General features: G+C 62.4%; 16 protein-coding genes. 9 read left to right on the top strand and 7 right to left on the bottom strand.

Features of this window, described 5'->3' with window-relative positions; translation table 11 throughout:
• The first annotated feature begins 97 nt into the window (after positions 1–97).
• Together FW796_RS20570 and FW796_RS20565 are read left to right on the top strand one after the other, a co-directional pair.
• Entirely contained in the window at positions 98–1,951 is a 1,854-nt protein-coding gene (locus FW796_RS20570) for a polyurethane esterase (RefSeq protein WP_346632873.1), read from the top strand.
• Between the two features lie 170 nt (positions 1,952–2,121).
• On the top strand, positions 2,122–2,502 hold the full coding sequence (locus tag FW796_RS20565; protein WP_404939802.1) for a hypothetical protein: 381 nt from the start codon (positions 2,122–2,124) through the stop codon (positions 2,500–2,502).
• Between the two features lie 14 nt (positions 2,503–2,516).
• On the opposite strand, the gene FW796_RS20560 is transcribed toward FW796_RS20565, so the two are convergent.
• Complete coding sequence (locus FW796_RS20560) at positions 2,517–2,741, bottom strand: YgdI/YgdR family lipoprotein (protein ID WP_346632875.1); 225 nt, start codon at positions 2,739–2,741, stop codon at positions 2,517–2,519.
• 205 nt (positions 2,742–2,946) lie between these two features.
• On the opposite strand from FW796_RS20560, the gene FW796_RS20555 reads away from it, so the two are divergent.
• Both FW796_RS20555 and FW796_RS20550 read left to right on the top strand, forming a co-directional pair.
• On the top strand, positions 2,947–4,599 hold the full coding sequence (locus tag FW796_RS20555; RefSeq protein WP_446439917.1) for a VRR-NUC domain-containing protein: 1,653 nt from the start codon (positions 2,947–2,949) through the stop codon (positions 4,597–4,599).
• Positions 4,596–6,890, top strand: a complete 2,295-nt coding sequence (locus FW796_RS20550; protein WP_446439916.1) for an ATP-dependent DNA helicase — start codon at positions 4,596–4,598, stop codon at positions 6,888–6,890. The genes FW796_RS20555 and FW796_RS20550 overlap by 4 nt, the downstream gene beginning before the upstream one ends.
• 51 nt (positions 6,891–6,941) lie before the next feature.
• Here FW796_RS20550 and FW796_RS20545 read toward each other — a convergent pair whose 3' ends face one another.
• From FW796_RS20545 to FW796_RS20520, 6 genes are all read right to left on the bottom strand, one after another.
• Entirely contained in the window at positions 6,942–7,355 is a 414-nt protein-coding gene (locus tag FW796_RS20545; protein WP_446439915.1) for a TIGR03067 domain-containing protein, read from the bottom strand.
• Positions 7,356–7,381: 26 nt separating this feature from the next.
• The gene (locus FW796_RS20540; protein ID WP_346632879.1) at positions 7,382–8,029 is read right to left on the bottom strand and encodes a response regulator; all 648 of its coding nucleotides are present in this window, start codon (positions 8,027–8,029) and stop codon (positions 7,382–7,384) included.
• A 74-nt stretch (positions 8,030–8,103) separates the two neighbouring features.
• Positions 8,104–11,340, bottom strand: a complete 3,237-nt coding sequence (locus tag FW796_RS20535; protein ID WP_446439914.1) for a response regulator — start codon at positions 11,338–11,340, stop codon at positions 8,104–8,106.
• 109 nt (positions 11,341–11,449) lie between these two features.
• Complete coding sequence (locus tag FW796_RS20530; protein ID WP_346632881.1) at positions 11,450–12,640, bottom strand: EAL domain-containing response regulator; 1,191 nt, start codon at positions 12,638–12,640, stop codon at positions 11,450–11,452.
• The gene (locus tag FW796_RS20525) at positions 12,627–15,461 is read right to left on the bottom strand and encodes an ATP-binding protein (protein ID WP_346632882.1); all 2,835 of its coding nucleotides are present in this window, start codon (positions 15,459–15,461) and stop codon (positions 12,627–12,629) included. The genes FW796_RS20530 and FW796_RS20525 overlap by 14 nt, the downstream gene beginning before the upstream one ends.
• Positions 15,462–15,659: 198 nt before the next feature.
• Entirely contained in the window at positions 15,660–16,481 is an 822-nt protein-coding gene (locus tag FW796_RS20520; RefSeq protein ID WP_446439913.1) for an aldo/keto reductase, read from the bottom strand.
• 243 nt (positions 16,482–16,724) lie between these two features.
• On the opposite strand from FW796_RS20520, the gene FW796_RS20515 reads away from it, so the two are divergent.
• From FW796_RS20515 to FW796_RS20495, 5 genes are read left to right on the top strand one after another with little or no spacing between them, the layout of a single operon-like run.
• Positions 16,725–16,940: a TOBE domain-containing protein gene (locus FW796_RS20515; RefSeq protein ID WP_102865121.1), complete on the top strand. Its 216-nt coding sequence runs from the start codon at positions 16,725–16,727 to the stop codon at positions 16,938–16,940.
• 42 nt (positions 16,941–16,982) lie between these two features.
• The gene (locus FW796_RS20510; protein WP_346632884.1) at positions 16,983–18,020 is read left to right on the top strand and encodes an isopenicillin N synthase family dioxygenase; all 1,038 of its coding nucleotides are present in this window, start codon (positions 16,983–16,985) and stop codon (positions 18,018–18,020) included.
• A gap of 30 nt (positions 18,021–18,050) precedes the next feature.
• A complete protein-coding gene (locus FW796_RS20505; protein ID WP_346632885.1) occupies positions 18,051–18,860 on the top strand; it encodes a MetQ/NlpA family ABC transporter substrate-binding protein in 810 nt (269 codons plus the stop codon).
• Entirely contained in the window at positions 18,857–19,834 is a 978-nt protein-coding gene (locus FW796_RS20500) for a methionine ABC transporter ATP-binding protein (protein WP_346632886.1), read from the top strand. Before FW796_RS20505 ends, FW796_RS20500 begins: the two co-directional genes overlap by 4 nt.
• A complete protein-coding gene (locus FW796_RS20495; RefSeq protein ID WP_346632887.1) occupies positions 19,831–20,502 on the top strand; it encodes a methionine ABC transporter permease in 672 nt (223 codons plus the stop codon). Before FW796_RS20500 ends, FW796_RS20495 begins: the two co-directional genes overlap by 4 nt.
• Positions 20,503–20,504 lie beyond the last annotated feature (2 nt).

Here is a 20,504-nt window from a genome sequence, read left to right as displayed (position 1 = left end):
GATGTGCAAGGTGTTGTACAGGTCCTCCGGTCCCGGAAACGGGGCCTGCGAGGGCCTGAGCTTTCTCTGACAATTCCAACAATAGAGAGGCAATACCATGGGTGTCTTTGACTACAAGAACTTCACCGCAGCCGACTCCAAAGCGCTGTTTTCCGATGCGCTGGCGATCACGCTGTATTCCTATCACAACCTCGACAACGGCTTTGCCGTGGGGTACCAGCACAACGGCTTCGGCCTTGGCCTGCCGGCGACACTGATCACCGCGCTGATCGGCAGCAGCGATTCCCAGGGGGTCATCCCCGGCATTCCCTGGAACCCGGATTCGGAACAGGCCGCCAAGGACGCGTTGCACCAGGCCGGGTGGTCCACCCTCAGTGCCCAGCAACTGGGCTACAGCGGCAAGGTGGATGCCCGGGGCACATTCTTCGGCGAGAAGGACGGCTACGGCACGGCCCAGGTGGAGATCCTCGGCAAGTACGATGCCCAGGGCCATTTGAGTTCCATCGGTATCGCCTTTCGCGGCACCAGCGGTCCCCGGGAGTCGGTGATCGGCGACACCATCGGCGATGTCATCAGTGACCTGCTGGCCGCCCTGGGACCCAAGGACTATGCGAAGAACTATGCCGCTGAAGCCTTCGGCAAGCTGTTCGGGGATGTGGCGGCCTTTGCCCAGGCCAACGGTCTGTCGGGCAAGGACATCCTGGTCAGTGGTCACAGCCTGGGCGGGCTGGGGGTCAACAGCCTGGCGGACCTGAGTGCCGATCGCTGGTCCGGGTTCTACAAGGATGCCAACTACATCGCCTATGCCTCGCCGACCCAGAGCACCAGCGACAAGGTGTTGAACATCGGTTATGAAAACGACCCGGTGTTCCGTGCCCTGGACGGTTACAGCTTCAACCTGTCGTCCCTGGGGGTGCACGACGCCCATCAGGACTCGGCCACCAACAACATCGTCAACTTCAACGACCATTACGCCTCGAGCCTGTGGAACGTGCTGCCGTTCTCGATCCTCAACATCCCCACCTGGATCTCTCACCTGCCCACCGGCTACGGCGATGGGCTGACCCGGGTGCTGCAATCGCAGTTCTATGACTTCACCAGCAAGGACTCGACCATTGTCGTCGCCAACCTGTCGGACCCGGCCCGGGGCAGCACCTGGGTCCAGGATCTGAACCGCAACGCCGAAACCCACAAGGGCAGCACCTTCATCATCGGCAGCGACGGTAACGACCTGATCCAGGGCGGTGGAGGCAACGATTATCTGGAAGGCCGCGACGGCAACGACACCTTCCGTGATGACGGCGGCTACAACATCATCCTCGGCGGCAAGGGCAGCAATACCCTGGACCTGCAGCACTCGGTGAAGGACTACAGCTTCGTCAGCGACGGCGCTGGGACCCTGTACGTGCGCGACGCCAGCGGCGGGATCAGCATGACCCGCGACATCGGCGCCATTCAAAGCAAGGAGCCGGGGTTTCTCTGGGGTCTGTTCAAGGATGACGTGTTCCATCAGGTCACTGACCAGGGGCTGAAGGTGGGCGGCCAGCTGACCCAGTACGCGTCTGCGGTCAAGGGCGACGGCGGTGACAATCTGCTCAAGGCCCATGCCGCCGGCGATTGGCTGTTCGGCCTGGACGGCAACGATCACCTGATCGGCGGCAAGGGCAACGACGTCTTCGTCGGCGGCGCCGGCAATGATCTGCTGGAGTCGGGTGGGGGCAATGACACCTTCCTGTTCACCGGCCATTTCGGCCAGGACCGCATCCTCGGTTACCAGAGCGGCGACAAGCTGGTGTTCATGGGGGTGAGCGGCGTGCTGCCGGGCCAGGACTATCGGGCCCACGCCAGCAGCAGCGGCAATGACACCGTCCTGACCTTCGGCCACGACTCGGTGACCCTGGTGGGCGTCAGCCTCGCGCACCTCAACGGCTCGGGCATCACCATCGCCTGATGGACCTGCAGCGCGGGGCTTGCAACGGGCTCCGCGCTGACTTGGCAAGAAAAATCGTGACCTGTCGGTCGGTTGGCGACTCAAATACCTGTAAAACCCAAGCCTGGTCATGCGTTACCCAAGGTATTGAGCAGTAATCGATTCAAGGAAAAGGCAGGAGAGTTTTGACAGTGAGTAATAGCAAGAGGTGTGCGAGCGGTCTGGTGCTGGCCCTGTGGGCGTTCATGGCATCGGCCGAGGAGCTGCCTCACAGCTCGATTTTGAAACGTTACGGGGTGACCCCGGATCAATTGCCGGCAGGCCTGCCGGCGCCACCCGAAAAGCAGGAACCGGCCCCCAGCCGCTTCAATCTGCAGCCGGAGCAGCCCTTTGCCAATCTGCGTCTGGGGGATGGCAAGGCGCCGGAGAGTACGGGCAACATCAGTATCGATAACGCCGAAGCTCGGGAGCGGCAGCGCTGCCAGCAAGTGCGTGACGAGCTGTCAAAGCGCGGCAAGGCGCTGGGGATTTTCTGCGAGCCGGGGCAGGGCCCCTTTCCCTGGTCGCACTGAGTCACACGGCTGAGTCATTTTTCCTGGCGGACGGTGGCCACATCGTCCGCCTTGACCCGGATGGTCTTGCCGGAAATATCCTGGAATTCGTAGAAGCCATCAGCGGTCTTGGTCTTGGGCTGGTCCCGGGTCAGGTACTGAGTACCGTTCTGCAAGGTCACCACGGTGGGTGAGGCGCAGCCGGCCAGGGCCAGGGCGGCGACACCGGCCAGGAGCAATCCCAGGTTCTTCACGTTCATACAGACCTCTCATCGGTAGGGGGCATCCGTGTTGCGTCGGACACTATAAGCATGGCCCCTTGGTGTAGCGAAGACGACGAAAGTTCGCCAGGGCAGCGGAAAAATCTTCTTCCCGCCATTTATCCAATAGTGTTTGCCAGACCGGGGCGTCGGCTGTTATCTGTACGCATAACCAGTGTCAGTCCAGCCGTGGCGTCTTCGTTCAGTGACTTCCAATCCCCTCGAAAATCCCCTTTATTACCTGCATAACTTCCAGCAAGTCCTGAACTGGCTGGAGCAGCGCTACGCCGATGTGCTGTGTGACGAGGAGCAGCGTTTCATCGCGGATTTTGCCCAGTTGCCCCAGCCATCCCAGGCTTTGCTGGTGCGCATGGTGATGCGCAAGGGACGACATTTTCGCCTGGGCAAATTGAATTACCCGGAGATCGGCGACTGCACCCGGGCCCTGGCGCCGTTGCTGGAATTGGGCTGGGTCGACGAGCAGGCGCCATTGGCCCTGGACGAGTTGTTCGGCCTGTTGCAAAAGGCCGAGATCCTGCAGTGCTTTCGCGACCAGGGGCTGGCGGCCAAGGCCAAGAAGAACCAGTGGCTGGAGACCTTGCAAGCGCTGTATCCGCATCCCCAGGCCTTCGGCCAATGGTGCCCGGCACTGGCAGACCGGCTGCTGAGCCTGACGGTCATGCCGTTGTGCGATCGCCTGCGCCTGATGTTCTTCGGCAACCTCTATCAGGACTGGTCGGAATTCGTGCTGGCGGACCTGGGGATCTACAGCTACGAAAAGGTCGAGATCAGTGCCGACGCCCGGGGCTTGCGCAGTCGTGACGATGTGAACGGCTTCATCTATCTGCACCAGTGCCAGGAAGCCTTCGAGGCCGGGGAGGAGGTGGGCGCCGTACTCGCGCAGATTGGCGCGTTGAGCACCGCCAACCCCTGGCTGGAGAAACGCCGCGGCAAGCTGTTGTTCCAGCTGGGGCAGCATTGCGAGCGGTTGACGGACTGGTGTCAGGCCCGGGAGATCTACCAGCAATGTGCCTACCCGGGTGCTCGCCTGCGGTTGATCCGGGTGCTGGAGCTCAGTGCCGAGTACCCGGCGGCCCTGGCGTTGGCCGAGCAGGCTGCGGCGGCGCCCCAGAGCGCGGCCGAGGCCCAGCAGTTGCTGCGGGTCATGCCCCGGCTGCGGCGCAAACTGGGTGGCCCGCCGGCGCCTCGGGCGGTCAGCCGCGAAGTGGCGCGACTGGATCTGTGCCTGCCCCGTGACGCCGACGGACTGGCGGTGGAGCTGCATGTCCAGGCTCATCTGCAGCAACCCCAGGCACCCGTGCACTACGTGGAAAACACACTGATCAATTCGCTGTTCGGGCTGCTGTGCTGGCCGGCGATCTTCGCCCCTTTGCCGGGGGCCTTCTTCCACCCGTTCCAGCGCGGGCCGGTGGATCTGCTGAGCGAAGACTTCCATGAGCGGCGCAGCGATCTGTTCCAGGCCTGCCTGGAGGAGCTGAACGATGGTCGCTACCGGGACAGCATCCGCCAGCGGTTTGTCGACAAGTGGGGCCTGCAGTCGCCCTTCGTGTTCTGGGGGGCCTTGACCGAGGAATTGCTGGAGCAGGCCCTCGACTGCCTGCCGGCCGAGCACCTGAAACACTGGTTTGAGCGCCTGCTGCTGGATATCAAGGCCAACCGGGCCGGGATGCCGGACCTGATCCAGTTCTGGCCCGAAGCAAGGACCTACCGGATGATCGAGGTCAAGGGCCCGGGGGACCGGCTGCAGGACAACCAGCTGCGCTGGCTGGATTTCTGCCAGGAGCACCGGATGCCGGTGGCGGTGTGCTATGTGCAATGGCAGGACCTGTCAACGTGAGCTACCGCATTGCGGTGCGCGCCTTGTGCGAGTTCAGCGCCAAGAGTGGTGACCTGGATCTGCGTTTCACCCCATCGCCTACCGCCCTGGAGGGGATAGTCGGGCACCGCACCGTGGCTTCCCGGCGCAATCCCGGCTACCAGAGCGAAGTTGCTCTGGAGGGCCAATACGGCGAGCTGCTGGTCAAGGGCCGGGCGGACGGTTATGACCCGGCGCAGAATCTCCTGGAGGAGATCAAGACCTACCGGGGCGACCTGACCCGCATGCCCGACAATCACCGGCAATTGCACTGGGCCCAGGCCAAGGTCTATGGCTGGCTGTTGTGCCAGAGCCTGCAGCTGCCGAGTGTCCGTGTCTCGCTGGTGTATTTCGACATCCTCAGCGAGCAGGAAACCGCCCTGGTGGAGGAGCACAGTGCTGAGGCACTGCAGGGCTTCTTCAATCGCCAGTGCGCGGTGTTCCTGGAGTGGGCGCAGCAGGAAATGCGTCACCGAACGGCCCGCGACCAGGCCACCGGGGGCCTGGTTTTTCCCCATGGCGAGTTTCGCCTTGGCCAGCGACATCTGGCGGAATCGGTGTACAAGGCGGTCAGTACCGGCCGTTGCCTGCTGGCCCAGGCGCCCACCGGTATCGGCAAGACCCTGGGCACGATCTTTCCCATGCTCAAGGCCATGGCCCCGCAGCAATTGGACAAGCTGTTGTTTCTCACTGCCAAGACCCCGGGGCGGCAGTTGGCGCTGGATGCAGCCCGGGTGCTGTTCGCCAGCCAGTCCCAGCTGCCGTTGCGGGTCCTGGAACTGGTGGCCCGGGACAAGGCTTGCGAGCACCTGGACAAGGCCTGCCACGGCGAGTCCTGCCCGCTGGCCAAGGGTTTCTACCAGCGCCTGCCCGCAGCGCGCCAGGCGGCCAGCCAGGTGCCGATGCTGGATCGCCAGGCGCTGCGCGAGGTAGCCCTGGAGCATCAGGTCTGTCCTTACTACCTGAGTCAGGAGATGGCCCGCTGGAGCGATCTGGTGGTGGCCGACTACAACTATTACTTCGATTTCAGCGCCTTGCTGTTCGGCCTGGCCCAGGCCAATCAATGGCAAGTGGCGGTGCTGGTGGACGAGGCCCATAACCTGGTGGAGCGCGGGCGTGGCATGTACAGCGCCAGCCTGGATCAACAACAGCTGGCCAGCGTGCGCAGCACTGCGCCTCAGGCGCTGAAAAGCGCATTGCAACGGCTCAACCGCGAGTGGAACGCCTTGCACAAGGAACAGCTTGCGCCTTACCAGGCCTATGAGCAGTTGCCGACGGCCCTGCTCAGGGCGCTGGCCTTGTGCGTCGCCGCCCTGGGGGACTACTTCAACGAGCAGCCCCTGGGCCTGGACAGTGGTTTGCAGGGGCTGTATTTCGAGCTGTTGCAATTTGCCCGGGTGGCGGAGCTGTTTGACCAACAGCAGTTCATCTTCGATATCAATAAGCGCTCCCTGAGTGCCAAGCGCAGCCTGTCGCGGCTGAGCCTGCGCAATGTGGTGCCGGCGCCGCTGCTCGGGCCTCGACTGGCGGCGGCCCGCAGCACGGTGCTGTTTTCCGCGACTCTCAACCCGCAGCATTACTACCGCGACCTGCTGGGATTGCCGCAGACCACGGTGTGGCTGGATGTGGAGTCGCCGTTTGCCGCCGCGCAACTGGACGTGCATATCGTCAGCCGCATCTCCACCCGCTATGTGCATCGACAGGCGTCCCTGGCGCCCATCGTCGAGCTGCTGGCCCGCCAGTTCGCTACGCGGCCGGGCAACTACCTGGCGTTCTTTAGCAGCTTCGATTATCTGCAGCAGGTGGCCGAGCTTTTGGCCCGCGAGCAGCCGCAGATTCCCCTGTGGCTGCAGTCCAGGGGCATGGATGAAGCGTCGCGCCTGAGCTTTCTCCAGCAGTTTCGTGCAGAGGGGCAGGGCATCGGGTTCGCTGTGCTCGGCGGGGCTTTCGGCGAAGGCATCGACTTGCCCGGCTCAAAACTCATCGGCGCCTTTGTCGCCACCCTCGGACTGCCTCAGCTCAACCCGTTGAACGAGCAGATGAAGCAGCGCATGGCCAGGCTGTTCGGCTCCGGATACGACTACACCTACCTCTATCCCGGACTGCAGAAAGTGGTGCAGGCGGCAGGGCGGGTGATTCGCAGCCAGGCCGATCGAGGGGTGTTGATGTTGATCGACGATCGCTTTGCCGAGCCCAGGGTGCGGCAGTTGTTGCCGAGCTGGTGGGCGGTGGATGCCCAAGGGAAGGTGCCGGCAGGGGAGATTTCGAGGTGATGGCAGGGACTGTGCGGCTTGCCCCCGGCGTCTGTTCGCCGGGGGCGAGGGTCACTGGCCTTGGCGGACCCGGACGAAGCGCCGCAGGGTCTGGCCCGGCCCGGTGCTGAAGCGGGTCGGCCGGGGTTGGCCTTCATCGGCGGCGATGAACACGAAGTCGTCCTCAGTCAACTCATAGCTGGCGGGCAGGGGCTTGCCCGCATCCGCGCCGATGGAGTCGATCCAGGTGATCGACTTGGGGGTGGTGCTGCTGTCGAGGGTGAAGCTGCCGGCCAGCAGCACTTCACCCGTCACCGTCAGCACGCGAAACCTATCACCTTCGATCAGGGTCAGGGCCCCGGGCGCACTGTGTTCGTCAGGCGGATTCAGTACGCCGCTGTCCTCCATCCCGGTTTGCTCCCAGGCTCCCTGCAGGCGTTGAAGTTCCAGCGAGTCGTTGCTCCTGGTGGATGACAAAGTATCCATTGTCGATCAATTCCTTGTGGGGGCGTTCAGTTGAAGATGTTGCGGCCAATGCAGTAGGTCAGCAGGTCCTGGTCGCTCTGTACTTCCAGCTTGCGCATGGCGGAGATCTTCTGGGCGCTGATGGTTTTGGAGCTGCGGTTCTGGCTGCGGGCGATGTCGCTGACACTTTTGCCGGAAACGAACAAACGGAGGATTTCGAACTCCTTGGGCGACAGGGTGGAGATGCGCTCATCGATCGCCACATTGGACTCCATCACCGAGTTGGAAGCAGGTTCCAGGCTGCGGTAGATGCCTTTTTGCGCGATGGCCTTGAGGGCGGTCTGGATCTCTTCGTGCAGCTGGCTTTTCTGGATCACCCCGACCACACCCAACTCATGCAAACGGGTGAGGATCAGTTGGTTGGAAATCATGGTGAGGATCAGAATCTGCAGGTGCGGAAAGTTGCGCTTGAGGTATTCCACCAGCTTCAGGCCATCACCGTAGGGCGAGTCTCCGGGCATGTTGTAGTCGGTGATGACGATGTCCACCGGCTGGGATTCCAATTGCTGGATCAGACCTTTGGAACACACCGCTTCACCGACGATTTCGAAACGTTCGTCGCGCTCCATCAACTCGCGTACGCCCAGCAAGACAATAGGGTGATCGTCAGCAATGACTACTTTCAGTTTTTCCATGGCAAACACACCCGTGTAATACGCAAATTAGTAAAGAAACATGAGACTGACGGTACATTAAACCCTGCCACCCATTATTCAAGGGGCAACAGGAGTTCCGACAAGCGCTGCATCAGTTGCCTGACTTGAGCTACCAGTGCCGGGTTCAGGGTGTTTTCCAGTAATTGGCACTCAAGTTCGGCGCAGGCCCTGGCCAGCGCCCCGGCCTGCACCGCGCCCATGGCCCCGGCAATACTGTGCAGACGCTCTGCCGCAGCCTTGCTGGAGCCGGTCTCCAGGGCCTTGGCCAGTCGTTGCAGGTCATCGTGCATGGTGCTGAGAAATAGCGGCCGCATCCGCTCCGAGACCTGAATACTGTCTGCTACGGGGCGGGGCGGCGCTGGCCGGTTTTCGGTCTGCAACGCAGGTCCGGCGGCAGGCGAGGCGCTTTTGCCGGGCACCTGGCAGAGTTTCGACAATTGCCCCCGCAGGGTCTGCAGGCTCATGGGCTTGACGATCCAGGTGTTCATGCCGGCAGCCAGGCAGCGGCGGCCTTCTTCGCGCAGGGCATTGGCGGTGACGCCGATGATCGGCAGTTCCGGCTCGCGCAGACGCAGCTCCCTGGCCAGGTCGTAGCCGTTCATGACCGGCATGTTGACGTCGGTCAAGGCGATGTCGAACCGCTGCGGCTGCCACTGCTCCAGGGCCTGTTCACCATTGGCCGCCAAGGTTACCTGGCAACCCAGGGCCTCCAGTTGCTCCTTGATGATGGCCTGGTTGATGGGGTTGTCTTCGGCCACCAGGATGTTCAGGTTCAAGTGTTGCAAGGGACCGGGCTCGCGGCGTGCCAGGTGCAGTGGCTGTCCCTGGCGGGCCAGCGCCGCGGCCTGGGCGATGGCACGGATGTCGTGGGCGTCGACCTCCCATTGCGCCGGCTGCAGGTTGCTGTTCCAACGACCGCTGGAACTGGCGCTGACACAGGGGCCGGGCCAGGGTGCCTGGGTGTCCCGGGGCAGCATGTCGATCAGCACGTTGCTCTGGGGCTTGTCATCCCGGTTGAGGGGCAGCGGATAGGCCTGGACCCCAAGGCGGTTGAGCCAGTCGCACGTGCTTTTCATCAGTTCCGGCACCGGTGCGCGCACATAGACTGGCGGCCCTTCGGGCAGTGGCTCGGCTCCCGACAAGGTCCCTGGCAGGCGTTGCAGGGTCAGGCGCAGGGAAAAGCTGCTGCCCAGCCCCGGTTCGCTGATGACCTGCATCTGCCCGTCCATCATCTCGCTCAGGCGTTGGCAGATCGCCAGACCCAGCCCGGCGCCGGCTTCACTGGAGGCGTCGCGGACCTGATAGAAGGGGTCGAACAACTGGGGTTGCTGCAATGACGAGATGCCAATGCCGGTATCGGTGACTTGCCACTCTATGCTTGCCTGGCGCGCATCCTGTTCCAGCACCCGCACGCGCAGCACCACCCGGCCGCAGTCGGTGAACTTGATCGCGTTGCTCAGCAGGTTGTTGAGAATCTGCCGGATGCGGGTGGCGTCCCCGAGCATCAGGTCCGGCAGGCTCGGGTCGATGCAGGCATAGAGCAGCAGCCCGCGGCGTTCGGCAAAGGCTGCGTAGGTGTGCAAGGCATCCTCCACCATGTCCAGGGGGCAGAACTCCACCGGGTCGATGCTCATTTGCCCGGATTCGATCTTGGAGACGTCGAGAACGTCGCTGATCAGCTGGAACAAGGTGCTGGAGGAGCGCTGGATGGTCTGCAGGTAATCGCTCTGGCGCGGGTCCAGTTGGGTCAGGCCCAGCAGTTCCAGGGTGCCGAGCACGCCATAGAGCGGGGTGCGGATCTCGTGGCTCATGGTGGCCAGGAACAGGGTCTTGGCTTCGTTGGCCGCGTCCGCTGAGCGTCTGGCCTGTTCCAGCACCTGGGCGTCCTCGACATGCTGGGTGACGTCATTGAAGGTGCAGAGCAGCACGTCCTGGCCCTGGTAGCGGGTCGAGACCAGGCCGACCTGCAAATGGCGCCCATCGACATCGAGGTAGGTTTCGCCGTTGTCGCTCAAGCCCTGGTCCCGCTGCAGCAGGGCCAGCAGTTTTGTCGTGCCTTGCCATTGTTCGGCCTGGCGATTTTCCAGCAGCACCTTGAAGTCTTCACGACGCACCACGCACAGGCCGGTGGGCGCGGTGTCGAGCACCACCCGGCTGAAGGCTTCACTCTCGGCAATACTCTGGTGCGCCAGTTGCGCCGGCGTTACGACCTTGTCGCGATACCAGCGACTGGCGGCCCAGCCGCTGAAGAGGGCGCCCAGGGCCAGGGTCAGCAGGCCGATCAGGGTCCACAGGGCGTAGCCGAAATAGCTCTTGTAGCTGATGGTGTAGATCCCGGTCCAGAGTGCCGGGGTGTGGCTCGTCACCTTGAAGATCATCCCCTGCCAGCCGAAGTTGAGACCCTCGTGCAGGGCGTCGGCAGAGGCATGGGAGCCGGTCAGGATGCTGCCGGAGGGCTCGATCAGGGTGAAGTCGTCATAGATCGACCAGTCCATGAGGCGCTCGATGTTATTGACTTCGTCCAGGTTCAGCAGCGAGGCCACCACCATCCAGTTGTTCGCGCCCTGGATGTGCAACTGTTGCGGACCAAGGTGCAGGTTGATGTAGGCCAGCAGCTTGGGGGAAACCTGCATCGAGGCCGGGAGGTGGTATTTCTCCCAGTAGACCTGATTGTCCGGGAAGCCGTTGTTCTTTACTGCCAGGTGCCGCAGGACCCTTTCCACCACACTGTTGTAGGGCCTGTTGCTGCTCCAGGGGTTGCCCCGTGCATGCCGCGCTGCGGGTACGCTGATGTCGAAGTTGCCGAAGGTATTGAACAGGAAGGTACGTGGCGCGTGATAGTGCGAAGTGGACCAGAAGGCGCTGTAGAACGTCGACAGGTGCAGGCCCAGGGCGAACACCTTGGGCAGCTCGCTGGCGGCCAGTTGCTGGTGATTGAAGTTCAGGCTGAAGGGAATCGAATAGGGGGCTTGCTGCCCTTCGTAGGCGGTTTTGCCTACACTGGGCAAGGGCTGCTGCAGGTACAGGGCGGATGGTTCGTCAGCCAGCAGCGCTTCGATGGACTGGCGGCTGGCCAGGCGTCGGAGGAACAGCTCCTGCTCCTGAATGTTTTCCATAAGCCGGGCGAAATGAAACCTCACTGTGCTGTTCTGCTCATCGATCAGGCGTTGGGCGGCCCAGTAGAGGGTAGCGAACAGCAGCAGCGCCAGACCCGCGAGAATCAACAGACCCTTGTTCAACCGGATCGAGCTTCGAGTGAGATTCTCCAGGAAGGTGTCGCTGTATTTCATCACTGAATTCCCAAATGCATATAAGGGCCTTGATTCCGAGATTCCTCTCTCTGAAGCAAGGCCGTCAGCGATGAGTGAAGGTTGCGTGGGTGAGCAATGGGCTCATCGGCTAGTACAGGGTCGCTGGACCATCTTGGGCCAGCAGTTGTTGAAACTGTTGCGAGGACACGGCGTGGGAAATCAGAAAGCCCTGCACCTGGGTGCAGTCGATTTTTCGCAACAGGGCCAGTTCCTGTGCGCTTTCCACGCCCTCGGCGACCACCGTCAGGCCCAGTTGACGACCCAGCGCAATGATACTGGTCAGGGCCTGGGCGATTTCCTCATTGTTGTGGCAGCCCTGGACCAGGGCTCGATCGATCTTCAGCTCGGTGAAGGGCGTCGACACCAGATTCATGTAGGAGCTGTAGCCCTTGCCGAAATCGTCCTGGGACAAGCCGAAACCCTTGATGCGCAGGCGGCAGGCACCGGCGTAGAAGTTGCTGATGTGTTCTGGAGTGGAGCACTCCATCAGCTCGAAACAGATCTTGCCGGGTATGCCTTGGCGCTGGATCACGAACTCATGCAGACGATCCGCCAGGTCAGCGCTGTTGAGCAGGTGGGTTGGCAGATTGATCGATACCGGGATGTCATAGCCGTCTTCGCGCCAGTGCACCTGGGCTTCCAGGGCCTGCTCCAGGATCAGCCACAACAGTTCCTCTTCGAGTCCTGCGGCGGTGAGCTCCGGTAGAAAGTCGCAGGGCAACAGCATGCCGTGTTGCGGGTGCATCCAGCGCACCAGGGCTTCGGCGGCGACGATCCGGCCGTTGTTGAGGGATTTTTTGGGCTGGAACCAGGCTTGAATCTGCGAATTGCGCAGGGCGTGTTGCAGGGTCTCGCTGCTGCGCTCGACCCAGATCGCCGGTGGCGGCTCGCTGCTGGCCAGCCCCGGCAACTGCGCAGTGAGGCTACGCAACGCCGCCAGGTTCACCGGTTTGGATATCAGTCCTATGACCCGCAGGCCCAGGTTGCGGGCCACCAGGCTGGCGCCCATCAGCATGCGCCGGGAAGAGGCACTCATGATTGCCAGGGCCGGGCGCACGCGGTGCGTGGCCAGGCCCTGGATGAATTGCACACCGTCCATGCCAGGCATCAGCAGATCCGTCAGTACCAGGTCGAAATGACGTTGCTTGAGGCGCTCGAGAGCCTCGGAACCGTTGCTCGCGACCTCCAGCTGGTAAGGCCCCAGCTCGTTGAACAAGTGTTGCAGGTACATGTACTGAAACGGCTGATCTTCGACGATCAAAATGCTACAGGACTTCATGAGGGGCTCTTTCATAGGGCGCCAGATAGTTGAACAACGCTCTTAATGCAAAGGGCTTGACCAGGCAGTGGTTCATCCCGGCTGCAAGACAGAGCTCTTCTTCTCCGCGCATTGCATTGGCCGTCGCCCCGATGATCGGGATCGAACAGCCTTGACGTCGAAGCTCCTTGGCCAATTCATAGCCGTTGAGCTTCGGCATGTTCACATCGGTCAACACCACGTCGAAGTGTCCGGTTCTCCAGATGGACAGGGCCTCTTCTCCGTTCGAGGCCAGTTCCACGCTGCAGCCCAGCTCCTCCAACTGGTCCTTGAGGATCAACTGGTTGATCACGTTGTCTTCGGCCACCAGCACATGCAGGCTGAGTTTTTTCAGTTCGCGGCTGTCGGAGTGTTCCTCGCTCTGTGCCACCCAGACGCCCTGGGCCTGGCTCACCGCCTGGTGGATCGCCCGCAGGTTGTTGGTGTTGACCTGCCAACTGCCGCCACGGATCCGTGGTTCGTTGTGGCCGTCGCCACTGGTGAGCACCAGGGGGCCTTGCCAGTCGGGCTCCAGGCGATGCTCCACGATCCCTGGATGCAGCTCGATCAGCACGTTGCCCCGGCTGCGATCGGACTGAGTGGGCAGGCTGAACTGGGCCCGGGCGCCCCAGCGCCGCAACCAGCCGGCCACGGATTCCGCCAGTTCGCGTACCGGGGACACCACATAGATCATTTCTGGCAGCAACGGGCTGATCAGGGGTGCGCTGGACAGCATGGAACAGGCTTCCAGGGGCAGGGTCAGGGTAAAGCTGCTGCCCAGTCCGAGTTCGCTGACCATGCGGATGTTGCCGTTCATCAATTGTGTCAGGCGCTGGCAGATCGGCAGGCCCAGGCCCGTGCCGGCGATGACATTGGTGTTGCCCTCGGTCTGGTAGAAGGGCTCGAAGATCAGCGTCTGGTCGTCCTGGGCGATGCCGCGTCCGGTGTCGGATACCTGCCAGAGGATGTTGCTGCGTTCGCCGTCACGACTGTCCACCCGGACTCGCAGGACGATGCGGCCCGAGTCGGTGAACTTGACCGCGTTGTTCAGCAGGTTGCTGAGGATCTGGCGGATCCGCGTGACATCGCCAAGGAGCACTTCCGGCAACTGCGGGTCCACGCAGGCATAGAACTGCAGACCCTTGGCGTGGGCGGCAGCGGCGTAGCCCTGGATGATCTCGTGCACCAGGTCCAGGGAAGAGAATTCGCTGAGTTCCAGGGCCAGCTGCCCGGCCTCGATCTTGGACACATCCAGCACGTCGCATATCAGTTGCAGCAGAGTGCCGGAGGAGCCTTCGATGGCCCGCAGGTAGTCCTTCTGCTGGTTGTCCAGATGGGTCCGGGAGAGCAGCTCGAGGGTGCCGAGCACGCCGTACAGCGGTGTGCGGATTTCGTGGCTCATGGTGGCCAGAAACAGGGTCTTGGCTTCGTTGGCGGTATCGGCCAGGCGCTTGGCTTCTTCCAGTGCCGCTTCGATCTGCTTGCGTGCGCTGATATCGCTGAAGGCGCAGAACAGCACGTCTTCGCCGTTGTAGCGGGTCGGTGCCGAGCTGAGGTAGAGATGGCGACCATCGGCGGTTTCAAAGTAATCCGAACTATTGGGCCGGTTGGGATCGAAGGCCTGCTCGATCCACCCGGCACACAGTTGATCGCGCTCGGTGCCGTTGCCCAGCCATTGCTGGGACAGGGTGTTCTCCAGCACCACCCGGCCATCGCTGCGGCGCAGTACGCACAGGGCTACCGGGGCGATCTGGATCACGTCGCGGCTGAAGGCTTCGCTTTCGATCAGGGCCTGGATCCGGTCCAGCGCCGGAGCGATCAGGCGGACTTCGACCCAGTGGGTCAAGAAGCTGATCAGGGCCATGCCGAACAGGCTGATGAGCAAGGCCACAAGCAATTGCGGCCAAAGACTCTTGAGCAGATTGTGCAAGTCGAAGGAATACACCAGTTGCCAATCCGATGACCCCAGTTGCTTGCGGATCACCAGGTGGTCAGGCCACCAGCGGCCACCGAGAAAACCGAAGAAACTGTCGCCCTTGACCTGCTGCACGTCCTCGCTCAGTTGTGCGCTGGGGGTGCTGCTGAAAATCAGCCCGCCCTGGGAATTGAACATCATGAAATCCCCGGCGCTCTGGTCGCTGAGGGCGGCGGAGACACTCTTGCCATCCATCTCCAGGCCCAGCCAGCCAGAGTTGGCGAAGCGTTCGTCAAGGCGAGTGAAAATGTACAACTGGGCAGCACTTGAGGAGTGGTCCATCAGCCACAATTCTTCACCCGGCGGCACTTCGGAAAACTTCAGAGTGGCCAGTTTGGCCAGCAGCGGTCCGGGCAGATAGGCGCCTTCAGGCTGAGTGCTGAACAGGCGTTGCACCTGAGGTTGCTCGCCGCCGTGGACATAGAGCAGGTTCAGCTGTTTGTTTCTCAGGTAGTCGCGCATGCGCTGGGTGAGCCAGACCCCCCATTGGTTTTCTCCCGGGGTCCCCAGTTGCAAGTGGATTTCCTCAGCCGAGTCTGCACTGGGCGCATAGATTTCGTTCTGCCGGGATTTGTGTACGGCGGACAGGCTCAGACTTTCCAGCAGGGCTTCGCGGCTGGTGAAGAATGTCTGGGCTTCGGCAATGGCACTGCTCATGTAGCTGCGCCGTTGTGACAGTTCGTTGCTGATGCTTGAGCGCAAGAAGTTGTAAACGGCGCCCAGCAGGCCGATCAAAAAAATCAGCGCCACGACACGAAGCAGCCGACGGGCTGCTTCAGGACTGGAAAAAAGGGGATTGATCTGATGCAGGTAGCTTTTTAATCTCATGCGCCAACTGTAATTGGGGGGCATGCCAAGCAGGGATCAGACAATTCTTAAATAACTGGGTACAAAGTAGTTTTATGGTGTTTATCGGGAACTTAGTTGTTTGTCTGAAATAGCAACTTTTCTCTGAACCATTTTCCTACGATTAGTTTTTTGCAACTTTTCCTGAGGTTGAAAATTTCTTATTCCGTTATAGCGGTATCAAACCATCTCCAGGCGCTGTTTACGCCGAGGCGGAGTAAACACTTGATCCAGGGCTTGCAGGTCCTGGGGTTCCAGTTGCAGTTCGCCGGCCTGGGCGTTGAGACGCAGGTGCGCCGGGCGCACTGCCTTGGGAATCACCAGCACCTGGTCCTGTCGCAGCAACCAGGTCAGGGCCACCTGGGCTGACGTGACACCGTGGTTCCGGGCAATTTGCTGCAATACCGGTTCGGCCAGCAAGGCGCCGCCCTGACCGATCGGGCAATAGGCCATAAGCGGCATCCGTCGCTGCTGGCAGGCGGGTAACAAATCGAACTCGATACCCCGCGATTCCAGGTTGTACAGCACCTGATTGGTGGCGCAGACCGGCGAATCAAGCTCCTCCAGGTCGGCCACGTCGAAGTTGGAGACCCCCCAGCGGCGAATCTTGCCGGCTTCCCGCAGCCGCTCGAAGGCCTCGATGGTTTCCGCCAGCGGATATTGGCCGCGCCAGTGCAACAGGTACAGGTCGATGACCTCGGTACCCAGGCGTTGCAGACTGCGTTCGCAGGCCAGTGGCAGGCCTTTGCGACTGGCATTGTGGGGATACACCTTGCTCACCAGGAACACCTGATCACGGCGGCCGGCAATGGCCTGGCCGACCACTTCCTCGGCGCCGCCTTCGCCATACATTTCCGCGGTGTCGATCAGGCTCATGCCCAGGTCGATACCGGTACGCAGTGCCGCGATTTCCTGGTCCCGCTGCCGGCGATCCTCGCCCATCCGCCACGTGCCCTGGCCAATGACCGGAACCTGTGTGTCCGCGAGTTTCAGCGTGCGCATGGCTGCCTCCTGGTGTCTGTCACGCGTTGACTGTGCAGGCACAGGGAAACAAAGCCGCCGGCAACGGTCAAGGGCACGCCGATGTACTCGAACGCTGAAAATCAGCGAAGAGGGCAGAGATCTCATATTCTCAAAAGGAATAAAATACTAATTATTTATTCCTTTGAAGGCTTTGGCCAAAGGTGCATGTTTGTCACCAGCCGCTCAATTTCAGAGTCCGGTGCCAGCAGAGGATTTTTCAGCATGACCATTCAAGCGATCAACGTACGCAACCAGTTCAAAGGCGTGATCAAGGAGATCCACGAAGGCCAGGTGGTTTCGGAAATCGACGTGCAGACCGCTTCGGGCATCGTCACCTCGGTGATCACCACGCGCTCGGTGCGCGACCTGGAACTGAAGATCGGCAGTGAGGTGATCGCCTTCGTGAAATCCACCGAAGTGTCCATCGCCAAGCTCTGAGCCACGCACCTCGGACGTCGTCAACTCACAGGGGAGTGAAACATGCCGCACTCGCTGGATATCACCGCGTTACCTGTGCTCGACCTGAGCCAGCTGGAGGGTCACCCGGAGCAGCGCCAGGCCTTTCTCCAGAGCCTGCGCCAGGCGGCGCGGGATGTCGGGTTCTTCTACCTCACCGGGCACGGCATCGACAGTGGCCTGCTGCGTCGGGTGCAGGATCAGGCCCGGGCCTTCTTTGCCTTGCCCGACGCCGACAAGGCGGCGGTGGGCATGATCCATTCAGCGCATTTTCGCGGCTATAACCGAGCGGCCTCGGAGATCACCCGGGGCCAGCCGGACCTGCGCGAGCAGTTCGACCTGGGGGCCGAGCGCCAGGCCTTGCCCCTGGACCCGCAAAGCCCGCCCTGGGCCCGTTTGCAAGGGCCCAACCAGTGGCCGGCACAGTTGCCGCAGCTCAAGCCCCTGTTGCTGGAATGGCAGCAGGCAATGACCCGCATGTCCCTGCGCCTGCTGCGAGGTTTTGCCCAGGCCCTGTCATTGCCGGAGCACGCCTTCGATCCCTTGTACGGCGAACGGCCCAACGAACACATCAAGCTGATCCGCTATCCCGGCCACGCCCCGGGGCAAAGCAACCAGGGCGTGGGCGCCCACAAGGACTCCGGATTCCTCAGCTTTCTGCTGCAGGACCAGCAGGCCGGTCTGCAGGTGGAAGTGCAAGAGGGCCGCTGGATCGACGCGCTCCCCAGGGACAACACCCTGGTGGTGAACATCGGCGAGCTGCTGGAGCTGGCCACCCATGGCTACCTGCGGGCCACGGTGCATCGGGTACTTTCGCCACCGGCGGATCGCGATCGCTTGTCCATTGCCTTTTTCCTCGGCGCCCAACTCGACGCCCGAGTGCCGCTGTACCCCTTGCCCGCAGCGCTGTTGCAGGAAGCCCGGGGCCCGGCCAGCGATCCGGACAATCCATTGTTTCGTGAGGTGGGCTGGAACTACCTCAAGGGGCGCCTGCGCTCCCACCCCGACGTCGCCCAGCGCTTCTACCCCGATGCCCTGGTACCCAAGGCCCTGAGTGCCTGACCCCCGATTCGCCGACCCAAGGACATCACCATGTTGAAGAAGAACCTGTTTGCCCTGGCGCTGCTGACCGGCCTGGGTCAGCTCTTGCCGGCCGTTGCCGCGCAGCCGTTGCGGGTCGCGGCAGACCCGGTGCCCCACGCGCAGATCCTCGCGTATGTGCAGAAACTCGACCCGCAGCTGGCGTTGCAGATCATCGAGATTCCCAACGGCGTGAACTCCAATGAGTTGCTGGCCCACGGCGACGTGGACGCCAACTACTTCCAGCACCTGCCTTATCTCAAGTCTCAGGAACAGGCCCTGGGCCAGCCGTTCGCGGTGGCCGCCAGCGTGCACATCGAACCCCTGGGCATCTACTCCCGGCGGCACAAGAGCTTCGATCAGGTGCCTCAGGGCGGCACAGTGGCGGTGCCCAACAATGTCACCAACCTCAGCCGCGCCCTGTACCTGTTGCAGAGCTACCAACTGATCCGCCTCAAGCCCGGCTTCAGCGATCCGGCTCGTGACCAGGCCACCCCCAAGGACATCGCCGACAACCCCAGGCAACTGAAGATCCTGGAAATCGAATCGCCGCAGATTCCCCGGGCCCTGGAAGATGTCGACCTGGCGGTCATCAACGGCAATTACGCCCTGGAAGCCGGCCTGGTGCCGGCCAAGGATGCCCTGGGGCTGGAGAAGGCCGAGCACAATCCCTACGCCAATATCCTGGTGACCACCCCCCAGCTGCAGGACGACCCGCGCATCCGTCAGTTGGCCAAAGACCTGCGTTCTCCTGAAGTGGCCCAATACATAACCGAGACCTACTCGGGCTCGGTGCTCCCGGTTGCGGATCGCCAGCCATGATCCAGGTGGAGCAGGTCAGCAAGGTCTATGGCGAGGGCCAGCCACCGGCCCTGGATCGGGTGTCACTGACGGTTCCCGATGGCGCGGTCTACGGCATTCTCGGCCGCAGCGGCGCCGGCAAGTCGACCCTGCTGCGCTGCCTGAACCTGCTGGAACGCCCCAGCAGTGGGCGCATCCTGATCGATGGCCAGGACCTCGGCACGCTGTCCGAAGGCCAGTTGCGCAGGCAGCGCCAGGGCATCGGCATGATCTTCCAGGGTTTCAACCTGCTGCATTCACGCACGGTGCAGGACAACGTCGCAGTACCCCTGGAAATCGCCGGCCTGGGCAGGCCGCAACGTCAGGCCCGGGTCCGGGAACTGCTGGATCTGGTGGGGTTGAGCGACAAGGCCCAGGCCTTTCCCTCCCAACTGTCCGGCGGCCAGAAGCAGCGGGTAGGGATTGCCCGAGCCCTGGCCGCCGGCCCCCGTTATCTGCTGTCGGATGAAGCCACCAGCGCCCTGGACCCGGAAACCACCGCCTCGATCCTGCAACTGCTGGCGCGAATCAACCGCGAACTGGGGCTGACCATCGTGCTGATCACCCACGAGCTGGAAGTGGTCAAATCCATCTGCAGCCATGCCGCTTCCCTGGCCCAGGGACGCTTGCTGGAGTGCGGTCCGATTGCCCAGTTGCTCGCGGACCCGCAATCGGCCCTGGGCCGCGCCTTGCTGCCGGGCTACAACCTGCCGTTCAACGGCAACCAGCCCGAGGCCGAGCTGACGTTCTTCGACAACCAGCGGGCCGCGCCGCTGCTTGCGCAACTGAGTCGCCAGCAGGCGTTGGAACTCAAGGTGCTGGCCGGCGGTGTCGAGTCGGTGGGCGGCCGGCGGGTAGGGCGCCTGCGCATCGCAGCCGCCGGTGCCGACGTCGGCAAATTCCAGCAACTGCTGACGGCCCTGGCCCAGCGAGGCATCCGGAGTGAACGCCTGTGAACCGCAGTATTGATTGGCAGGAACTGGCGCAACTGCTGATAAACGCCACTGGCGAAACCCTGTACATGGTGCTCCTGGCCTCTTTGTTCACGGTGTTGATCGGCCTGCCTCTGGGCGTGCTGCTATTCGTCAGCCGCAAGGGCGGCCTGTCCCCCATGCCACGGATCAATCGCCTGCTGGGGGCCCTGGTCAACCTGGGGCGCTCCTTGCCCTTTGTGGTGCTGCTGATTGCCTTGATTCCCCTGACCCGGCTGGTGGTAGGCACCACCCTGGGCAGCACCGCAGCGGTGGTGCCCATCACCATCGGCGCCTTTCCATTTTTCGCGCGGATCGTCGAGAACGCGCTGGATGAAGTGGACAAGGGCCGGATCGAAGCGATCCTGGCCATGGGCGGGCATATCGGTCATGTGATCTTCAAGGCGCTGCTGCCGGAAGCCTTGCCGGCCCTGCTGGCGGGGCTGACCCTGACCCTGGTGATGCTGATCGGCTTCTCCTCCATGGCCGGGGTCATCGGCGGCGGAGGCCTGGGCGACCTGGCGATCCGCTACGGCTATCAGCGTTTCAACAACCAGATCATGGTGGCCACGGTGCTGGTCCTGGTGTTGCTGGTGCAGGGAGTACAGAGCTGCGGCGACAGGCTGGTACGCTCCCTGGCGCACCGCCGCTGAGT

It is taken from the genome of Pseudomonas sp. 910_21, from assembly GCF_052850735.1.
Note: the sequence above shows the minus strand (reverse complement) of the source record. Positions and strands in the feature narration are given on the sequence as shown.